Origin of the sequence: Burkholderia cenocepacia, from assembly GCF_014211915.1 — a bacterium.
Taxonomy (GTDB): domain Bacteria; phylum Pseudomonadota; class Gammaproteobacteria; order Burkholderiales; family Burkholderiaceae; genus Burkholderia; species Burkholderia orbicola.
In genome coordinates this window covers 105,878-122,354 of sequence record NZ_CP060039.1, presented here as the reverse complement: position 1 = coordinate 122,354, position 16,477 = coordinate 105,878, and the positions used below count along the sequence as shown (strand labels likewise).

At 67.1% G+C, this 16,477-nt stretch carries 14 protein-coding genes; 6 read left to right on the top strand and 8 right to left on the bottom strand.

Annotated features, from left to right (window positions below):
- Positions 1–107: 107 nt before the first annotated feature.
- The 6 genes from SY91_RS00565 to kdsD all read right to left on the bottom strand — a co-directional run bounded on the left by SY91_RS00565 (position 108) and on the right by kdsD (position 5,379).
- The gene (locus SY91_RS00565) at positions 108–1,613 is read right to left on the bottom strand and encodes an RNA polymerase factor sigma-54 (RefSeq protein WP_034174400.1); all 1,506 of its coding nucleotides are present in this window, start codon (positions 1,611–1,613) and stop codon (positions 108–110) included.
- Positions 1,614–1,785: 172 nt separating this feature from the next.
- Complete coding sequence (lptB, locus tag SY91_RS00560) at positions 1,786–2,562, bottom strand: LPS export ABC transporter ATP-binding protein (RefSeq protein ID WP_006477788.1); 777 nt, start codon at positions 2,560–2,562, stop codon at positions 1,786–1,788.
- Entirely contained in the window at positions 2,559–3,221 is a 663-nt protein-coding gene (gene lptA, locus SY91_RS00555) for a lipopolysaccharide transport periplasmic protein LptA (RefSeq protein ID WP_185921001.1), read from the bottom strand. Before lptA ends, lptB begins: the two co-directional genes overlap by 4 nt.
- Positions 3,222–3,241: 20 nt before the next feature.
- Positions 3,242–3,856 (bottom strand): LPS export ABC transporter periplasmic protein LptC, encoded by a 615-nt coding sequence (gene lptC / locus SY91_RS00550; RefSeq protein ID WP_006477790.1) that lies wholly within the window; start codon positions 3,854–3,856, stop codon positions 3,242–3,244.
- Positions 3,857–3,859: 3 nt separating this feature from the next.
- Positions 3,860–4,396 (bottom strand): KdsC family phosphatase, encoded by a 537-nt coding sequence (locus tag SY91_RS00545; RefSeq protein ID WP_006477791.1) that lies wholly within the window; start codon positions 4,394–4,396, stop codon positions 3,860–3,862.
- Positions 4,396–5,379 (bottom strand): arabinose 5-phosphate isomerase KdsD, encoded by a 984-nt coding sequence (gene kdsD / locus SY91_RS00540; protein ID WP_006483136.1) that lies wholly within the window; start codon positions 5,377–5,379, stop codon positions 4,396–4,398. Before kdsD ends, SY91_RS00545 begins: the two co-directional genes overlap by 1 nt.
- Positions 5,380–5,504: 125 nt before the next feature.
- On the opposite strand from kdsD, the gene SY91_RS00535 reads away from it, so the two are divergent.
- From SY91_RS00535 to purU, 5 genes are all read left to right on the top strand, one after another.
- Positions 5,505–7,511 (top strand): monovalent cation:proton antiporter family protein, encoded by a 2,007-nt coding sequence (locus SY91_RS00535; RefSeq protein WP_034174401.1) that lies wholly within the window; start codon positions 5,505–5,507, stop codon positions 7,509–7,511.
- Between the two features lie 77 nt (positions 7,512–7,588).
- A complete protein-coding gene (locus tag SY91_RS00530; protein WP_185921000.1) occupies positions 7,589–8,155 on the top strand; it encodes an adenine phosphoribosyltransferase in 567 nt (188 codons plus the stop codon).
- 86 nt (positions 8,156–8,241) lie between these two features.
- On the top strand, positions 8,242–8,856 hold the full coding sequence (locus SY91_RS00525; RefSeq protein WP_006483140.1) for a LysE family translocator: 615 nt from the start codon (positions 8,242–8,244) through the stop codon (positions 8,854–8,856).
- Positions 8,857–8,861: 5 nt separating this feature from the next.
- On the top strand, positions 8,862–9,728 hold the full coding sequence (locus SY91_RS00520) for an NUDIX hydrolase family protein (RefSeq protein WP_185920999.1): 867 nt from the start codon (positions 8,862–8,864) through the stop codon (positions 9,726–9,728).
- Positions 9,729–9,801: 73 nt separating this feature from the next.
- Positions 9,802–10,686 carry a formyltetrahydrofolate deformylase gene (gene purU / locus SY91_RS00515; RefSeq protein WP_006483149.1) on the top strand — a complete coding sequence of 295 codons (885 nt, stop codon included), beginning with the start codon at positions 9,802–9,804 and terminating at the stop codon, positions 10,684–10,686.
- A 93-nt stretch (positions 10,687–10,779) separates the two neighbouring features.
- Here purU and SY91_RS00510 read toward each other — a convergent pair whose 3' ends face one another.
- The gene (locus SY91_RS00510) at positions 10,780–11,862 is read right to left on the bottom strand and encodes an AI-2E family transporter (RefSeq protein ID WP_006477797.1); all 1,083 of its coding nucleotides are present in this window, start codon (positions 11,860–11,862) and stop codon (positions 10,780–10,782) included.
- 239 nt (positions 11,863–12,101) lie between these two features.
- Entirely contained in the window at positions 12,102–14,987 is a 2,886-nt protein-coding gene (gene uvrA, locus SY91_RS00505) for an excinuclease ABC subunit UvrA (protein ID WP_006477798.1), read from the bottom strand.
- A 263-nt stretch (positions 14,988–15,250) separates the two neighbouring features.
- On the opposite strand from uvrA, the gene SY91_RS00500 reads away from it, so the two are divergent.
- A complete protein-coding gene (locus SY91_RS00500; protein ID WP_006477799.1) occupies positions 15,251–16,438 on the top strand; it encodes an MFS transporter in 1,188 nt (395 codons plus the stop codon).
- The last annotated feature ends 39 nt before the right edge of the window (positions 16,439–16,477 follow it).

Sequence of the window (16,477 nt, the reverse complement as noted above, 5' to 3'; positions counted from 1 at the left end):
TCGACTTGCCCGTGCCGCACGAAGCGGCGTATCGCGGACAGATCGTCCGGCCTGTTCCCCGTGTGCGCGGTGGCCGGGACACGCCTGCCGCCGGGCAGGCAGCAGGCTTAAAGAGACTTGCGCAGATTCACTGCCGGGATCTTGAGGGCTTCGCGATATTTCGCAACCGTGCGGCGCGCGACCACGAAACCCTGTTCTGCCAGCAGCTCGGCAATGCGGCTGTCCGAAAGTGGCGATTTTGGGTCTTCAGCTCCTATCAGTTGCTTGATGAGGGCTCGGATGGCGGTCGACGAGGCGGCGCCACCGGTGTCGGTCGAGACGTGAGATCCGAAGAAGTACTTAAATTCAAGCGTCCCGAACGGGGTCAGCATGTACTTCCCGGTTGTCACACGGCTGACAGTCGACTCGTGTAGGCCCAGCGTATCAGCTATTTCCCGCAAAACCAAGGGGCGCATGGCAATTTCACCGTGCGCAAAGAAATTCTTCTGACGCTCGACAATAGCCTGCGCGACACGCAGGATCGTGTCGAAACGCTGCTGGATGTTCTTGATCAACCAGCGCGCTTCCTGCAGCTGCTGTTTCAACGATCCGGCCGACGGATCGCCGCGGCTGTTGCGCAGGATGTTCGCGTACAGGTTGTTGATCCGCAGGCGCGGGACGACCTCCGGATTGAGCTCCGCGAGCCATCCCTGGCCGGCCTTCTTCACGATGATGTCGGGCACGACGTAGTCGGCCTCGGCCTTGCCGTAGGCGGCGCCGGGGAACGGCTCCAGCGAGCGGATCAGCGCGTGCGCGTCGCGCAGCGCGTCGTCGCTCGCCTTCAGGTGCTTGCGCAACCGGGTGAAGTCGCGTGCGGCGAGCAATTCGAGATGCTGCGACACGATCTCGAGCGCGAGCGTGCGCGTGGGGGACGGATCGAGACGCAGCAGCTGCAGCTTCAGGCATTCCGAGGCCGAGCGCGCGCCGACGCCGGCCGGGTCGAAGCTGTGCAGCAGCGCGAGCGCCGCGTTCAGTTCGTCGCAGTCGATTTCCAGTTCGGGCGGCAGGTCGGCGAGCACTTCGTCGAGCGTGGCGGTCAGGTAGCCGTCGTCGTCGAGCGATTCGATCAGGAACATCACGAGCGCGCGATCGCGCGGGCCGGCCTGCGTGACGCGCAACTGCGCCGAGAGATGATCGCGCAGCGACGTCGCGGCTTCCTGCACCTGCAGCGGCGGCAGGTCGTCGTCGTCGGACGCACCGCTCGAGCGGCCGTATTCGTCGAGATTCCACTGCGGGCCGTCGTTGCCGTCACCGGACCCGTAACCGTCGTATTCGTCGGCGCCGGCCGGCTCGTCGCGCTCGGCGCGATCGCTGGACGTGCTGCTGCCGTTGGTCGCGGTGGGCTCGGTGTTCTGTGCGGGCGGCGTCTGCGCGATCAGCGATCCGTCCGCCGCGACGCGCAGCGGGCTGGCGATCCATTCGTCGTCGTTCTCGAGCAGCGGGTTCTGCGCGACGGCCATCGCGACTTCCTGCTGCAATTCGAGCGTCGACAACTGCAGGAGCCGGATCGACTGCTGCAGCTGAGGCGTCAGCGCAAGATGTTGCGACAGGCGGAGTTGAAGGCTGGCTTTCATGGCAAGGAGGGAGTCATACCGGCAGTTTGCCACGACCCAGGCGCATTGAGCCATCCGCGATTACGCGCGGCGCGCCGCCCGGCCGCGGGCAGGGCCGCGGGCGTGGATGCAAAGCGGGGCGCAGCCCCGCGCGGCGATGCCGGGCGGGGTGCAGCCAGCCACGAGGAGGACGTTACATGCGGAAGTGTTCGCCGAGGTACACGCGGCGCACGCTTTCGTTTTCGATGATTTCGCTCGGCGCGCCGGCGGCCAGCACCGAACCGTCGCTGATGATGTACGCGTGGTCGCAGATGCCGAGCGTTTCGCGGACGTTGTGGTCCGTGATCAGCACGCCGATGTTGCGCTGTTTCAGGAACTTGACGATCTTCTGGATCTCGAGCACCGCGATCGGATCGACACCGGCGAACGGTTCGTCGAGCAGGATGAAGCTCGGGTTGGTCGCGAGCGCGCGCGCGATTTCGACGCGGCGCCGTTCGCCGCCCGACAGCGACAGCGCGGGGTTCTCGCGCAGATGGCCGATCTGCAGCTCGTCGAGCAGCGCTTCGGTACGCGACGAGATCGCGTCCTTCGACAGCCGCTTGCCGTCCTCGCCGTGCTGCAGCTCGAGCACCGCGCGGATGTTTTCCTCGACGGTCAGCTTGCGGAACACGGACGCTTCCTGCGGCAGGTACGACAGGCCGAGCGACGCGCGCTTGTGGATCGGCAGCAGGCTGATCGAGCTGCCGTTCAGCGAGATTTCGCCCGCGTCCGTCGGCACGAGGCCGACGATCATGTAGAACGACGTGGTCTTGCCGGCGCCGTTCGGGCCGAGCAGACCGACGACTTCGCCGCTCTTCACGTCGAGCGACACGTCCTTGACGACCGTGCGCGAGCCGTAGCGCTTCTTCAGGTTGCGGACGACGAGCGAACTCGTGGTGCCGGCCGGCTGGCGGTTCGGGAGCGCGTTCATTGGCCCGGCGCCCCCTGGATCGTGGTCGACGGCGACAGCTTGGCCGGCGCCCCGTTCAGCGGCGCGGGGCCGCCGTTCTTCGGCGACAGCATCGCGCGCACGCGGCCGTTCGGGTTGCCCGGCGCCGCGACGTCCTTGCCGCCCTTCGCGGTGTAGAAGTCGCGCTGGCCGTCGTACGTGATCACGCTGCCGTGCACGGTGTCGGCGATCGTCGTGCCCTGCAGGCGGCGCACGGTCGCGGCGGTGGTCAGCGTGGTGAGATCCTGCTTGCCGTCGTAGTCGATGCGCTCGGCGTCGCCGTCGATGTATTCGTCGAGGCCTTCGCGCTTCTGGCGGAACGTCGCGTGCTTCTTGCCGCTGCCGAACGACGTCGCGTACTGATAGCCTTCCGGGTCCTGGCGCACTTCGACGCGGTCGCCCTTGATGATGATCGTGCCCTTCGTGATCACGACGTTGCCGGTCGCGACCGTCACCTGCTTCAGATCGTCATAGGTCAGGTTGTCGGCCTCGACGTTGATCGGCTTGTTCTGGTCGGCCTTCTCGGCATGGGCGAGCGGCGCCAGCCCGACGAGCGGGAGCGCCACGAGCGTCGCGGCGAGCGCGGCGCGGACGGCGCGCGCAGCGCCGCCGGAAATCTGTCGAGGGAACGGTTCGTTCATGCAGTCACGTGAGGGATGCGTCACTTGGGTTGACCTTTCGAGCCGCCGGACGTGTCCGCCGCGGCGATCGTGCCGCGCACGTTGCCGTAAAGCTCGATGACCCGGGTGACGTTGTTGTACTTCATGCCGTCGGTCGCGTTGACGAGCGACAGGCCGCGCTGAAGTTTAACCGGCTTTTCGGTCTGGATCACATCGTCATTGACGAAGATCCGGAAATGCTGGGAATCGGCCTGCATCTGCGGATCGCCGCCGCCGGCCGCGCGCAGGATGCGCGCATCGTCATACAAATCGACGATCGACACGTCGCCGTTGACGGTGCCGCGCTTCGCGGTGGTCGTCACGACCGGCTTGCCGGGCTGGAACGCGCGCATGGCCGGATCGGTCAGGTCGCTGCCTTCGGTGTCTTCGTAATGGACCAGCTTCGCGGCCGTCAGCCGGTACTGGGTCGTGCCGGTCTGGTCGAGCTCGGTGACCGAGAAGTTGTCCGCGAAATAGTCGGGCGTGTGGCGCTTCGGCTGCGCGATGCCCTCGCCGGGCGGCGGCAGCGTGGCCTGCAGCAGCCACCACGTGACGCCCGCGAGCGCGGCGACCGCGGCGAGCGGCAGCATCTGGGTCCAGCGGAAATGCGTGCTCATCGATCAGGCTCCGCAGGCGGCGGCGAGCAGCGCGTCGTAGCGGTGCTGCGCGCGCAGGAGCGTATCGCAGACCTCGCGCACGGCGCCGTGGCCGCCGCGGGCCTCGGCGACCCAGTGGGCGCGGGCGATCACCTCGGGGTGCGCGTTCGCGGGGGCCGTCGCGAAGCCGCAGCGCAGCATCACCGGCAGGTCGGGCCAGTCGTCGCCCATGTAGCCGCAGGCGTCGGCCGTCAGGCCGAGCGACGCGATCAGCTCGGCGAACACGGTGAGCTTGTTCTCGACGCCCTGGAACAGGTGCGCGATCTTCATTTCCTTCGCGCGCGCCGCGACGATGTCCGAGCGGCGGCCCGTGATGATCGCGGTCGCGATGCCGGCTTCGCCGAGCAGCTTCACGCCGTGGCCGTCGAGCGAATTGAACGACTTCATCGCGTCGCCGGCCGCGGTAAACAGCAGGCCGCCGTCGGTCAGCACGCCGTCGACGTCGAAAATCATCAGCTTCACGCGGCTCGCGCGTTCGGCCGCAGTCAGCGCTGCGCTCATCAGATCACCTTCTTCGAAAACAGGTCGTGCATGTTCAGCGCGCCGATCAGCGCGCCGTCGGCATCGACGACCAGCATCTGGTTGATCCGGTGGCGCTCCATCAGTTCCACGGCCTCGACGGCCAGGTGATCCGGCGCGATCGTGCGCGGGTCGCGCGTCATGACTTCGGTGATCGGCAGCGTGCGGAAGTCGCCGTCGCGCGCGAGTACGCGGCGCAGGTCGCCGTCGGTGAAGATGCCGGCGACCTTGCCGTCGGCGTCGACGACGGCCGTCATGCCGAGGCGCTTCGCGGTAATCTGGAACAGCGCGTCCGACAGCGTCGCATTCAGCCCGACGGACGGGACGTCGTCGCCCGAGCGCATCACGTCGCGCACGTAGGTGAGCAGGCGCCGGCCGAGCGCGCCGCCCGGATGCGAGCGCGCGAAATCCTCCGAGCCGAAGCCGCGCGCGTCGAGCACGGCGACGGCGAGCGCGTCGCCGAGCGCGAGCGCGGCGGTCGTGCTCGCGGTGGGTGCGAGGTTCAGCGGGCACGCTTCCTTCGACACCGCGGCGTTCAGGTTCACGTCGGCGAGCGTGCCGAGACTCGACCCCGCACGGCCCGTGATCGCGATCAGCTTCGCGCCGATCCGCTTCACGAGCGGGAGGATCGCGACGAGTTCTTCCGATTCGCCGGAATAGGAGATGCCGATGAAGACGTCGTCGGAGGTGACCATCCCGAGGTCGCCGTGGCTGGCCTCGGCAGGGTGGACGAAGAAGGCCGGCGTACCGGTGCTGGCCAGCGTGGCTGCGATCTTGCGGGCGATATGCCCCGATTTGCCGATCCCGGAGACCACGACGCGGCCGCGGCAGCCGAGCAGCAGCGCCACGGCCTGGACGAAGCCGCCGTCGAGCTGGTCGCGCAGCGCGCGCACGGCGTCCGCCTCGATGTCGAGCACGTCGCGGGCGAGCGCGAGCGCCCGATCATCATTGATTTTCGCTATCATGCGCGGAGTATAGCAAAGGCGTTTGTTCGCCGCGCCGGGCCTTCGGACTCGTCCGAGGTCGCCTGTCCACCGCCACCACCCGCGCCCGCATTGCCGTGGCCCCGACGAACGAGGATGCTTCGCCTGTGATTTCCCCGCTCGAAATGACCCTGCTGCTGCTGCTGGCCTCAGTGGTGGGCGTCGTCGTATTCCGCTCGTTGAACCTGCCGCCGATGCTTGGCTACCTGACCGTCGGCATCCTGGTCGGCCCGCACGCATTCGGCGTCGCGGCGGATCTCGAACGGGCCGAGCACCTCGCGGAATTCGGCGTGGTGTTCCTGATGTTTTCGATCGGCCTCGAATTCTCGCTGGCGAAGCTGAGGTCGATGCAGCGGCTCGTGTTCGGGCTCGGCCTGTTGCAGGTCGTCGCGACCCTCGCGCTCGCGCTCGTGCTCGGCGCGCTGTTCGAGCACTGGGTGCACATCACGTGGCAGGGCAGCATCGCGCTCGGCGGCGCGCTCGCGATGTCGTCGACGGCGATCGTGTCGAAGATGCTCGCCGAGCGGCTCGAGATCGAGACCGAGCACGGCCGCAACATCTTCGGCGTGCTGCTGTTCCAGGATCTCGCGGTCGTGCCGCTCTTGATCGTGATCGCCGCGTTCGGCGCGGAATCGTCGAAGGATCTCGCGCTCACGCTCGGCTTCGCGGCGGTCAAGATCGTGATCGCGCTCGCGCTGCTGCTCGTCATCGGCCAGCGCTTCATGACGCGCTGGCTCAACGTCGTCGCGCGGCGCCGCTCGCAGGAGCTGTTCGTGCTGAACCTGCTGCTCGTCACGCTCGGCGCGGCGTTCATCACCGACCGCTTCGGCCTGTCGCTCGCGCTCGGCGCGTTCATCGCCGGGATGCTCATTTCCGAGACGCCGTTCCGCCATCAGGTGGAGGAAGACATCAAGCCGTTCCGCGACGTGCTGCTCGGCCTGTTCTTCGTGACGACGGGGATGCTGCTCGACCCGCGCGTGATCTGGGAGCATCCGTTGATCGTGCTCGGCTTCTTCGTCGGACAGATCCTGTTCAAGGCGACGATGATCGCGGGGCTCGCGCGACTGTTCGGCGCGACGCCGGGCGTCGCGATGCGCACCGGCATCGGCCTCGCGCAGGCCGGCGAATTCGGCTTCGTGCTGCTGAACCTGATCCTCGACCGGCATCTCGTCGATTCGACGCTGCTGCAGGCGATCCTCGCGTCGATGCTGCTGTCGATGCTCGCCGCGCCGTTCCTGATCCAGAACGCCGACCGCATCGTGATGCGGCTGTCGTCGACGGAATGGATGCAGCAGTCGCTGCAGATGACGCGGATCGCGACGCAAAGCCTCAAGCAGCGCGGCCACGTGATCATCTGCGGCTACGGCCGTGCGGGCCAGAACCTGGCGCGCATGCTCGAACAGGAAGGTATTTCGTACGTCGCGCTCGACCTCGACCCCGATCGCGTGAGCGCGGCGGCGACCGCCGGCGAATCGGTCGTGTTCGGCGACGCGGCGCGCCGCGAGTCGCTGCTCGCGGCCGGTATCCACCGGGCGGCGGCCGTCGCGATCACCTACGCGAACACGCCGTCCGCGCTGCGCGTGCTGCATCACGTGCACGAGCTCGAGCCGACGCTGCCCGCGATCGTGCGTACCGTCGACGATGCCGATCTCGAGAAGCTGCTCGCGGCCGGCGCGACCGAGGTGATTCCGGAGATCGTCGAGGGCAGCCTGATGCTCGCGTCGCACACGCTGGTGCTGGTCGGCGTGCCGATGCGCAAGGTCGTGCGGCGCGTCGAGGAGATGCGCGACGAGCGCTACAGCCTGCTGCGCGGCTATTTCCGCGGCGCGGACGATGCGGACGACGACGATCACGAGCAGGTGCGGCTACAATCGGTGCCGGTCGACGCGCGCGCGGACGCGGTCGGGCGTTCGCTGGAAGAACTCGGGTTGTACGCGCTCGGGCTGGAAGTCACGGCGATCCGCCGGCACGGCATTCGCGGCGTCGAACCCGATCCGCAGACCAAGCTGCGCGCGAGCGACATCGTGGTGCTGCGCGGGCTGCCCGAGGCGCTCGCGCTCGCGGAGGAGCGGTTGTCGCGCCATCGGCGCGATCCGCCGGCCGCGGCTGCGTGAGCCGCGATTCACAACCCGACCCGTATTGATCAAAAACGGTGCCCGATCTTCGCGCACCGTTTTTTTCGGAGAATTTCATGCCGCATTCGTCGCCGGGCGCACCGCTCGATCCGGTCGCCTTCATCCACAGCCAGATCCGCACGGTGCCCGACTGGCCGCAGCCCGGCGTGCAGTTCCGCGACATTACGACGCTGCTGCAGAGCCCGAAGGCGCTGCGCATCCTCGTCGACCTGTTCGTCGAACGCTATGTCGAAGCGAAGCTCGACTACGTCGCGGGGCTCGACGCGCGCGGCTTCATCATCGCGCCGATCGTCGCGTACGAGCTGAGCGTCGGCTTCGTGCCGATCCGCAAGGTCGGCAAGCTGCCGTACAAGACGCGTTCGGAGTCGTACGACCTCGAATACGGCAGCGCGACGGTCGAGATCCACGAAGATGCGTGCAAGCCCGGCGACCGCGTGATCATCATGGACGACCTGATCGCGACCGGCGGCACGATGATGGCGGGGCGCAACCTGCTGCAGCGGCTCGGCGCGGAGGTCGTCGAAGGCGCGGCGATCATCGACCTGCCGGACCTCGGCGGCTCGACGCTGCTGCACAACGCCGGACTGCCCGTCTATACCGTTACCGAATTCGCCGGCCACTGAACGCCGGTCGTCGGGGTTTGCCGTCCCGGCTGGCCTCGGTTCACGCTTGGTTCACCGCTTGGTTCACCTTCCGCAGCGAGGTCACGATGCCCAACTTCATGCTGTTTCTCGCCACGTCGATCGCGATCACGTTCGCGCCGGGTCCCGACAACCTGCAGGTGCTCGCCCGCGGCATCTCGCAGGGCCGCGCGGCCGGTTTCGTCGCGGCGCTCGGCTTCACGGCGGGAATCCTGTTCCACACGACGCTCGCGGCGCTCGGCGTGGCGGCCGTGCTGCGTTCGTCGCCGGTCGCGTTCCAGATCCTGAAGCTCGCGGGCGCCGCGTACCTCGTGTGGATCGGCATCAAGGCGCTGCGCAGCCAGGGCCTCGCTAACGCGCATGCGCGGCCGCCGCAGCCGCTCGGCACGATCTTCCGGCAGAGCGTGATCGGCAACCTGATGAACCCGAAGGTCACGCTGTTCTTCGTCGTGTTCCTGCCGCAGTTCGTCGATCCGCACGGCGCGCAGAGCGTGACGCTGCAGATGTTCGAGCTCGGCGCGCTGTTCATGCTGCAGACGGCCGCGGTCTTCTCGCTGTTCGGCGTCGGCGCGGGCATGATCGGCACGTGGCTGAAGCGGCGCCCGAAGGCCGGCGTGTGGCTCGACCGGATCGCGGGCGCCACGTTCATCGCGATCGGCATTCGCGTTGCGCTGAAGGATTGATGACGATGACGTTTCCGTGCATCGCAGCCGCGCGCCGCTTCGATCCGGCCGCGCACCTGCGTTTCGAGATTGCCGGCCAGGCGGTCGGCTGGGTGCGCCGCCAGGACGTCGCGAAGCTCGTGCGCTGGCCCGACGTGTTCGAGCTGACCGGCGAGCGGGTCGTGCTGTCGGCGCGCTACGATTCGGTCGATGCGCGCAGCATGGCGCTGGCCAGCGCGATCGGCGCGCTCGCGGCCGAGGGCGCGATTCCCGGCTGGCGCGACGAGATCTATGCGATCCGCAACCGCTTCGACGATCCGCCGCTCGCGTACATCGAGCGCGCCGCGTCGCGCTTCTTCGGCACGCAGACCTATGCGGTGCACGTGAACGGCATCGTAGAATATGCGGTTACGCCGGGCGAGCCGCCCGTCGCGGCCGCGCCGAAGATGTGGCTCGGCCGCCGCAGCGCGACCAAGGCGACCGACCCCGGCATGCTTGACAACGTCGTCGCGGGCGGGATCGGCTGGGGGCTGGGCGTTCACGAGACGCTCGCGAAGGAATGCTGGGAAGAAGCCGGCATTCCGGCCGGCCTGGCGGCGCGCGCGATCGCGGGCCGCACGGTGCAGGTGCTGAACTCGCTGCCGGAAGGCACGCAGTCCGAACTGATCTTCGTGTACGACCTGCCGCTGCCGCACGATTTCGCGCCGCGCAACCAGGACGGCGAAGTGGCCGAGCACCTGCTGGCCGGCGTGCCCGAGGTGATCGGCTGGCTGCGCGAAGGCCGCGCGACGATGGATGCGAGCCTCGCGACGCTCGACACGCTGCTGCGCCACCGCTGGATCGCGGCGGCCGACGCGGCCGGCATCGACGCGCTGTTCGTGCCGGCTGCATGACGTGCACCGCGACGCGCGCCGCGCGGCGCGAACGGGCAATTTGACGAATACGGAAACAATGGGAGTAGCGGTCATGCCGACCGATCACAGCTTTATCTTGAAACTGTCGTGCCCTGACCGGCACGGCATCGTCCATGCGGTCTCGGGCTTCCTGTTCGAGCGCAGCAACAACATCCTCGATTCCGCGCAGTTCGGCGACAGCCGCACCAGCGAGTTCTTCATGCGCGTGCACTTCGAACAGGATGGCGGCGGCGTGGATGCCGCGTCGGCGCTCGACACGCTTCGCAAGGAATTCGCGCCGCTCGCCGAACAGTTCTCGATGCGCTGGGAGTTGCACGATGCGGCCGTGAAGCCGCGCGTCGTGATCATGGTGTCGAAGATCGGCCACTGCCTGAACGATCTGCTGTTCCGCTATCGCACCGGCCAGCTGCCGATCGAGATTCCGGCGATCGTGTCGAACCACAAGGAGTTCTACCAGCTCGCGGCGAGCTACAACATTCCGTTCCATCACTTCCCGCTGATCGGCGGCTCGTCCGATGCCGCGAAGGCCGCGCAGGAAGCGCGCGTGCTGGAAGTGATCGACGAGCACCAGGCCGATCTCGTCGTGCTCGCGCGCTACATGCAGATCCTGTCGCCGAACATGTGCGAGCAGCTCGCCGGGCGCGCGATCAACATCCACCATTCGTTCCTGCCGAGCTTCAAGGGCGCGAAGCCGTACTACCAGGCGTTCGACCGCGGCGTGAAGCTGATCGGCGCGACCGCGCACTACGTGACGACCGATCTCGACGAAGGCCCGATCATCGAGCAGGAAGTCGAGCGCGTCGACCACAGCATGACGCCTGACCAGCTGACCGCGATCGGCCGCGACGTCGAGTGCGTGACGCTCGCGAGGGCGGTGAAGTGGCACGTCGAGCACCGGATCGTGCTGAACGGGACGAAGACGGTCGTGTTCCGCTGATCCGTCGGCCCCGAAACGCTGGCTCCACGAGCGAAAACGCCGCGCCCTTCACGGGGCGCGGCGTTTTTGTTTGCCGGTGGCGAGCGGGCGGCTTCAGATCAGCCGCAGCAGGTACAACTCGCGTTTCAGGTACGCATAGAAGATCGGCGCGGCGATCACGCCCGGCAGCCCGAACGCGGCTTCCATGATCAGCATCGCGAGCAGCAGCTCCCACGCGCGCGACTCGATCTGGCCGCCGATGATCTTCGCGTTCAGGAAGTATTCGAGCTTGTGAATGACGACGAGGAACGCGAGCGACGCGATCGCGGTGCCCATGCTGACCGACAGCGACACCGCGACGATCAGCGTGTTCGAGATCAGGTTGCCGATCACCGGCAGCAGGCCGACGATGAACGTGACCAGCACGAGCGTTTTCGACAGCGGCAGCCGCTGATGGAAGATCGGCAGCGCGACGAGCAGGTAGATGCCGGTGAAGGCCGCGTTGATCGCCGAGATCTTGATCTGCGCGAACACGATGCGGCGGAACGCGTCGGCGAAGCGCGACACGCGTGTGACGAGCGCGGTCGACAGCGGCCGGCGCACCTTGCCCTGCTCGACGCCGATCGCGATCATCGCGCCGATGATCATCCCGAACAGCACGTGGCCGAAGCCGCGCGCGACGCTCTTGCCGCTTTGCTGGAGCTGGTCCATGTGCGAGTGCATCAGCACGGCCGCCTTCGTCTTCATCTGTTCGACGTCGACGGGCAGCAGGTTGGCGATCCAGGCTGGCGTGCGTGCGCGGGTCTGCTCGACGATCTGCATCAACTGGCCGAGCAGGCTCTGCAGGTTCGGCACCGTGTGTTCGAAATGCTCGATGATGGCGAGCGTCAGGCCGGTGAGCGCGCCGACGATCGCGATTGACAGCAGCACGACGGCGACCCAGCGCGCGCGCATGCTGGTGGTATGGCGTTCGATCACGGGCGCGATCGTGTGGATCAACTGGTAGACCAGCAGGCCGGCCAGCATCCCGCCGAGCAGCTTGAGCTCGAGGACGAGCCACATCATGACGAGCGCGAAGAGATAGCTGCCGATCTCGAGTGCCGACAGCTTCGGCAGGCTCAAGTCGCTCGTCAGCCGCACGCTGCGCAGGTGCGGCTCGCGGTTCTGCGTGTCGCGCGACTCTTGTTGCTTCTCCATCGTGGATTCCTGTCGTCCGTATGTCGTGCCGCGCCGCGCGCGGTAGCGCGCGGGTCGCCCGGCGCCGCACCGGATTGGTGCGGATGGCGAACCTTACGACCGTAAAGTATAGCTGCCATTATGGTCCGCAAACGGGCCGTTTGGCGCGTGGTGTAAACGCAGAAGGGAAAACGAGGGGGCGCGGCGGCTACGACGAGCGAGCGGCCGGGCGGCCGCGCGCGGGCAGGGTGGAACGGGCGTCAGCCGGCCGCGACTTTGCGGGTCGGACGCTTGAGCAGCGGTGCGAGGTACTTGCCGGTGAAGCTCGCCTTCGTCTTCGCGACCTGCTCGGGTGTGCCCTGCGCGATGATCTGGCCACCGCCGGCACCGCCTTCGGGGCCGAGGTCGATCACCCAGTCGGCCGTCTTGATCACGTCGAGGTTGTGCTCGATGATCACGACCGTGTTGCCCTGGTCGCGCAGCCGGTGGATCACTTCCAGCAGCAGCGCGATGTCGTGGAAGTGCAGGCCGGTGGTCGGCTCGTCGAGGATGTACAGCGTGCGGCCGGTGTCGCGCTTCGACAGTTCCAGCGACAGCTTCACGCGCTGCGCCTCGCCGCCCGACAGCGTCGTGGCCGACTGGCCGAGGCGGATGTAGCCGAGGCCGACGTCGAGCAGCGTCTTCAGCTTGCGCGCGATGACCGGCACCGCGCTGAAGAACTCGTACGCATGCTCGACCGTCATGTCGAGCACTTCGCTGATGTTCTTGCCCTTGTACTGCACTTCGAGCGTTTCGCGGTTGTAGCGCTTGCCGTGGCACACGTCGCACGGCACGTAGACGTCCGGCAAAAAGTGCATCTCGACCTTCAGCACGCCGTCGCCCTGGCACGATTCGCAGCGGCCGCCCTTCACGTTGAACGAGAAGCGGCCCGGATCGTAGCCGCGCTCCTTCGACGTCGGCACGCCCGAGAACAGCTCGCGGATCGGCGTGAACAGGCCCGTGTACGTGGCCGGGTTCGAGCGCGGCGTGCGGCCGATCGGCGACTGGTCGACGTTGATCACCTTGTCGAAGTGCTCGAGGCCCTCGATCGCCTCGTGCGGCGCCGGTTCGGCCGCCGAGCCGTACAGGTGGCGCGCGACCGCGTGATACAGCGTGTCGTTGATCAGCGTCGACTTGCCGGAGCCCGACACGCCGGTGATGCAGGTCAGGAGGCCGACCGGCAGTTCGAGATCGACGTGCTTCAGGTTATTGCCGTGCGCGTCGATGATGCGCAGCATCCGCTCCGGATCGGGCGCGAGCCGCTCGTCCGGGTACTCGATCACGCGCTTGCCGAGCAGGTACTGGCCCGTCAGCGACTGCGGATTCGACTGCACCTGCTTCGGCGTGCCTTCGGCGACCACGACGCCGCCGTGCTCGCCCGCGCCGGGGCCCATGTCGACGACGTAGTCTGCCGTGCGGATCATGTCCTCGTCGTGCTCGACGACGATCACCGAGTTGCCGAGGTCGCGCAGGTGCTTGAGCGTTGCGATCAGGCGGTCGTTGTCGCGCTGGTGCAGGCCGATCGACGGCTCGTCGAGCACGTACATCACGCCCGTGAGCCCCGAGCCGATCTGCGACGCGAGCCGGATGCGCTGCGCCTCGCCGCCCGACAGGGTTTCTGCGCTGCGCTCGAGCGACAGGTAGTCGAGGCCGACGTTGTTCAGGAACGTCAGGCGCGCGACGATTTCCTTGATCACCTTGTCGGCGATCTCGCGCTTCGCGCCTTCGAGCGTCAGCCCGTCGAAATAGCCGAGCGCGTCGCGCAGCGGCCAGCCGCTGATCTCATAGATGCCGCGCGCGTGGTCGCCGGTGCCGATCCGCACGTGGCGCGCCTCGCGGCGCAGGCGCGTGCCGTCGCACGACGGGCACGGCTGGTTGTTCTGGTACTTCGACAGCTCTTCGCGCACCGCGACCGAATCGGTCTCGCGATAGCGGCGCTCGAGGTTCGGGATGATCCCTTCGAATACGTGCTCGCGGATCGTCGTGCGGCCGCGCTCGTTGATGTACGAGAACGGGATCGTCTGCTTGCCCGACCCGAACAGCAGCACCTTGCGGATCTTTTCGGGCAGATCCTCGAATGCGGCGTCGATGTCGAATTCGTAGAACGCCGCGAGGCTCTGCAGCATCTGGAAGTAGAACTGGTTGCGACGGTCCCAGCCCTTCACCGCGCCGGCGGCAAGCGACAGCGACGGGTGCGCGACGACCCGCTTCGGGTCGAAGAACGTGATCTGGCCGAGGCCGTCGCATTCCGGGCACGCGCCCATCGGGTTGTTGAACGAGAACAGGCGCGGCTCGAGCTCCTGCAGCGAGTACGAGCAGATCGGGCACGCGAACTTCGAGCTGAACAGGTGCTCGCGATCGGTATCCATCTCGAGCGCGATCGCGCGGCCGTCGGCGAGGCGCAGCGCGGTTTCGAACGATTCGGCGAGCCGCTGCTTCATGTCCGGGCGCACCTTCAGGCGATCGACGACGACGTCGATCGTGTGCTTGTCGTTCTTCTTCAGCTTCGGCAGCGACTCGACCTCGTAGATCTTCGCGGCGCCTTCGTTCGCGGCGCCGCCGCCCGAGCGCACGCGAAAGCGCACGAAGCCCTGCGCCTGCATGTCCTCGAACAGCTCGGCATGCTCGCCCTTGCGATCCGCGACGACGGGCGCGAGGATCATCAGCTTGGTTTCCTCGGGCAGCGCGAGCGCCGCGTCGACCATTTGCGACACGCTCTGCGCCTCGAGCGGGATGTCGTGATCGGGACAGTACGGCGTGCCGACCCGTGCGTACAAAAGTCGCAGGTAGTCGTGGATTTCCGTGACCGTGCCGACGGTCGAACGCGGGTTGTGGGACGTGGCCTTCTGCTCGATCGAGATCGCCGGCGACAGCCCCTCGATCAGGTCGACGTCGGGCTTCTCCATCAGCTGCAGGAACTGGCGGGCGTACGCGGACAGGCTCTCCACGTAGCGGCGCTGGCCTTCGGCATAAAGGGTGTCGAACGCGAGCGACGACTTGCCCGACCCGGACAACCCGGTAATCACGACCAGCTTGTGGCGCGGCAGGTCGAGATTGACGTTTTTCAGGTTGTGGGTGCGTGCCCCACGGATACGGATCTGTTCCATGAACCTGGCGAAAATGGAGGGAACCAAACCTGCTACTATAACGGCTTTTCGAGACCGTCGTTTACGGCCCCAGCCTTTACAGCAGGTGGCAGCAAGGCGACACCTGCGCCGGGGAAAGCGGTCGCGCCGCACGGTTCCGGGCGGCCCGCAGGCCGTCTGCATCCGGCCCCGACGTGTCGTCCGAAAGGCCGCCAGGCCGCCGGTCCTGATCTTCCGCCGCCCGCTGCCGGGCGGACATTCCGATCATTCGAAATTCATTCCCGATGTCCAATCCGTCTGCCACGTCTTCCCGCATGACTGCGCCCGAACTGCGCGCGACCACGTCGCTCGCGGCGATCTTCGCGTTGCGCATGCTCGGCCTGTTCATGATCATGCCGGTGTTCTCGGTCTATGCGAAAACCATCCCGGGCGGCGACAACGTGCTGCTCGTCGGGATCGCGCTCGGGGCCTACGGCGTCACGCAGTCGCTGTTCTATATCTTCTACGGCTGGGCGTCCGACAAGTTCGGCCGCAAGCCGGTGATCGCCACGGGGCTCGTGATCTTCGCGCTCGGCAGCTTCGTCGCCGCGTTCGCGCACGACATCACGTGGATCATCGTCGGCCGCGTGATCCAGGGGATGGGCGCCGTGTCGTCGGCGGTGCTCGCGTTCATCGCCGACCTGACCTCCGAGCAGAACCGCACGAAGGCGATGGCGATGGTCGGCGGCTCGATCGGCGTGTCGTTCGCGGTCGCGATCGTCGGTGCGCCGATCGTGTTCCACTGGGTCGGGATGAGCGGGCTGTTCACGATCGTCGGCGTGCTGTCGATCCTCGCGATCGGCGTCGTGCTGTGGATCGTGCCCGACGCGGCGAAGCCCGTGCACGTGCGCGCGCCGTTCGCCGAGGTGCTGCACAACGTCGAGTTGCTGCGCCTGAACTTTGGCGTGCTGGTGCTGCATGCGACGCAGACGGCGCTGTTCCTGGTCGTGCCGCGCCTCTTGGTCGACGGCGGACTGCCGGTCGCCGCGCACTGGAAGGTTTACCTGCCGGTGATGGGGCTCGCGTTCGTGATGATGGTGCCGGCGATCATCGTCGCGGAAAAACGGGGCAAGATGAAGCCGGTGCTGCTCGGCGGCATTCTGGCTATCCTGATCGGCCAATTGTTGCTCGGCAGCGCACCGCATACCATTCTGATTGTGGCGGCGATCCTCTTCGTCTACTTCCTCGGCTTCAACATCCTGGAAGCGTCGCAGCCGTCGCTCGTGTCGAAGCTCGCGCCGGGTTCGCGCAAGGGCGCGGCCACGGGCGTCTACAACACCACGCAGTCGATCGGGCTCGCGCTCGGCGGCATCGTGGGCGGCTGGCTGCTGAAGCACGGCGGCGCGAACACGGTGTTTTATACCTGTTCGGGGCTCGTTGCTGCCTGGCTTATAATCGCGGCCAGCATGAAAGCGCCGCCGCGCAAGGCCTGAACCTTTTATTTCGGGCAGGCATCGGCAGCGCGCCGGCTT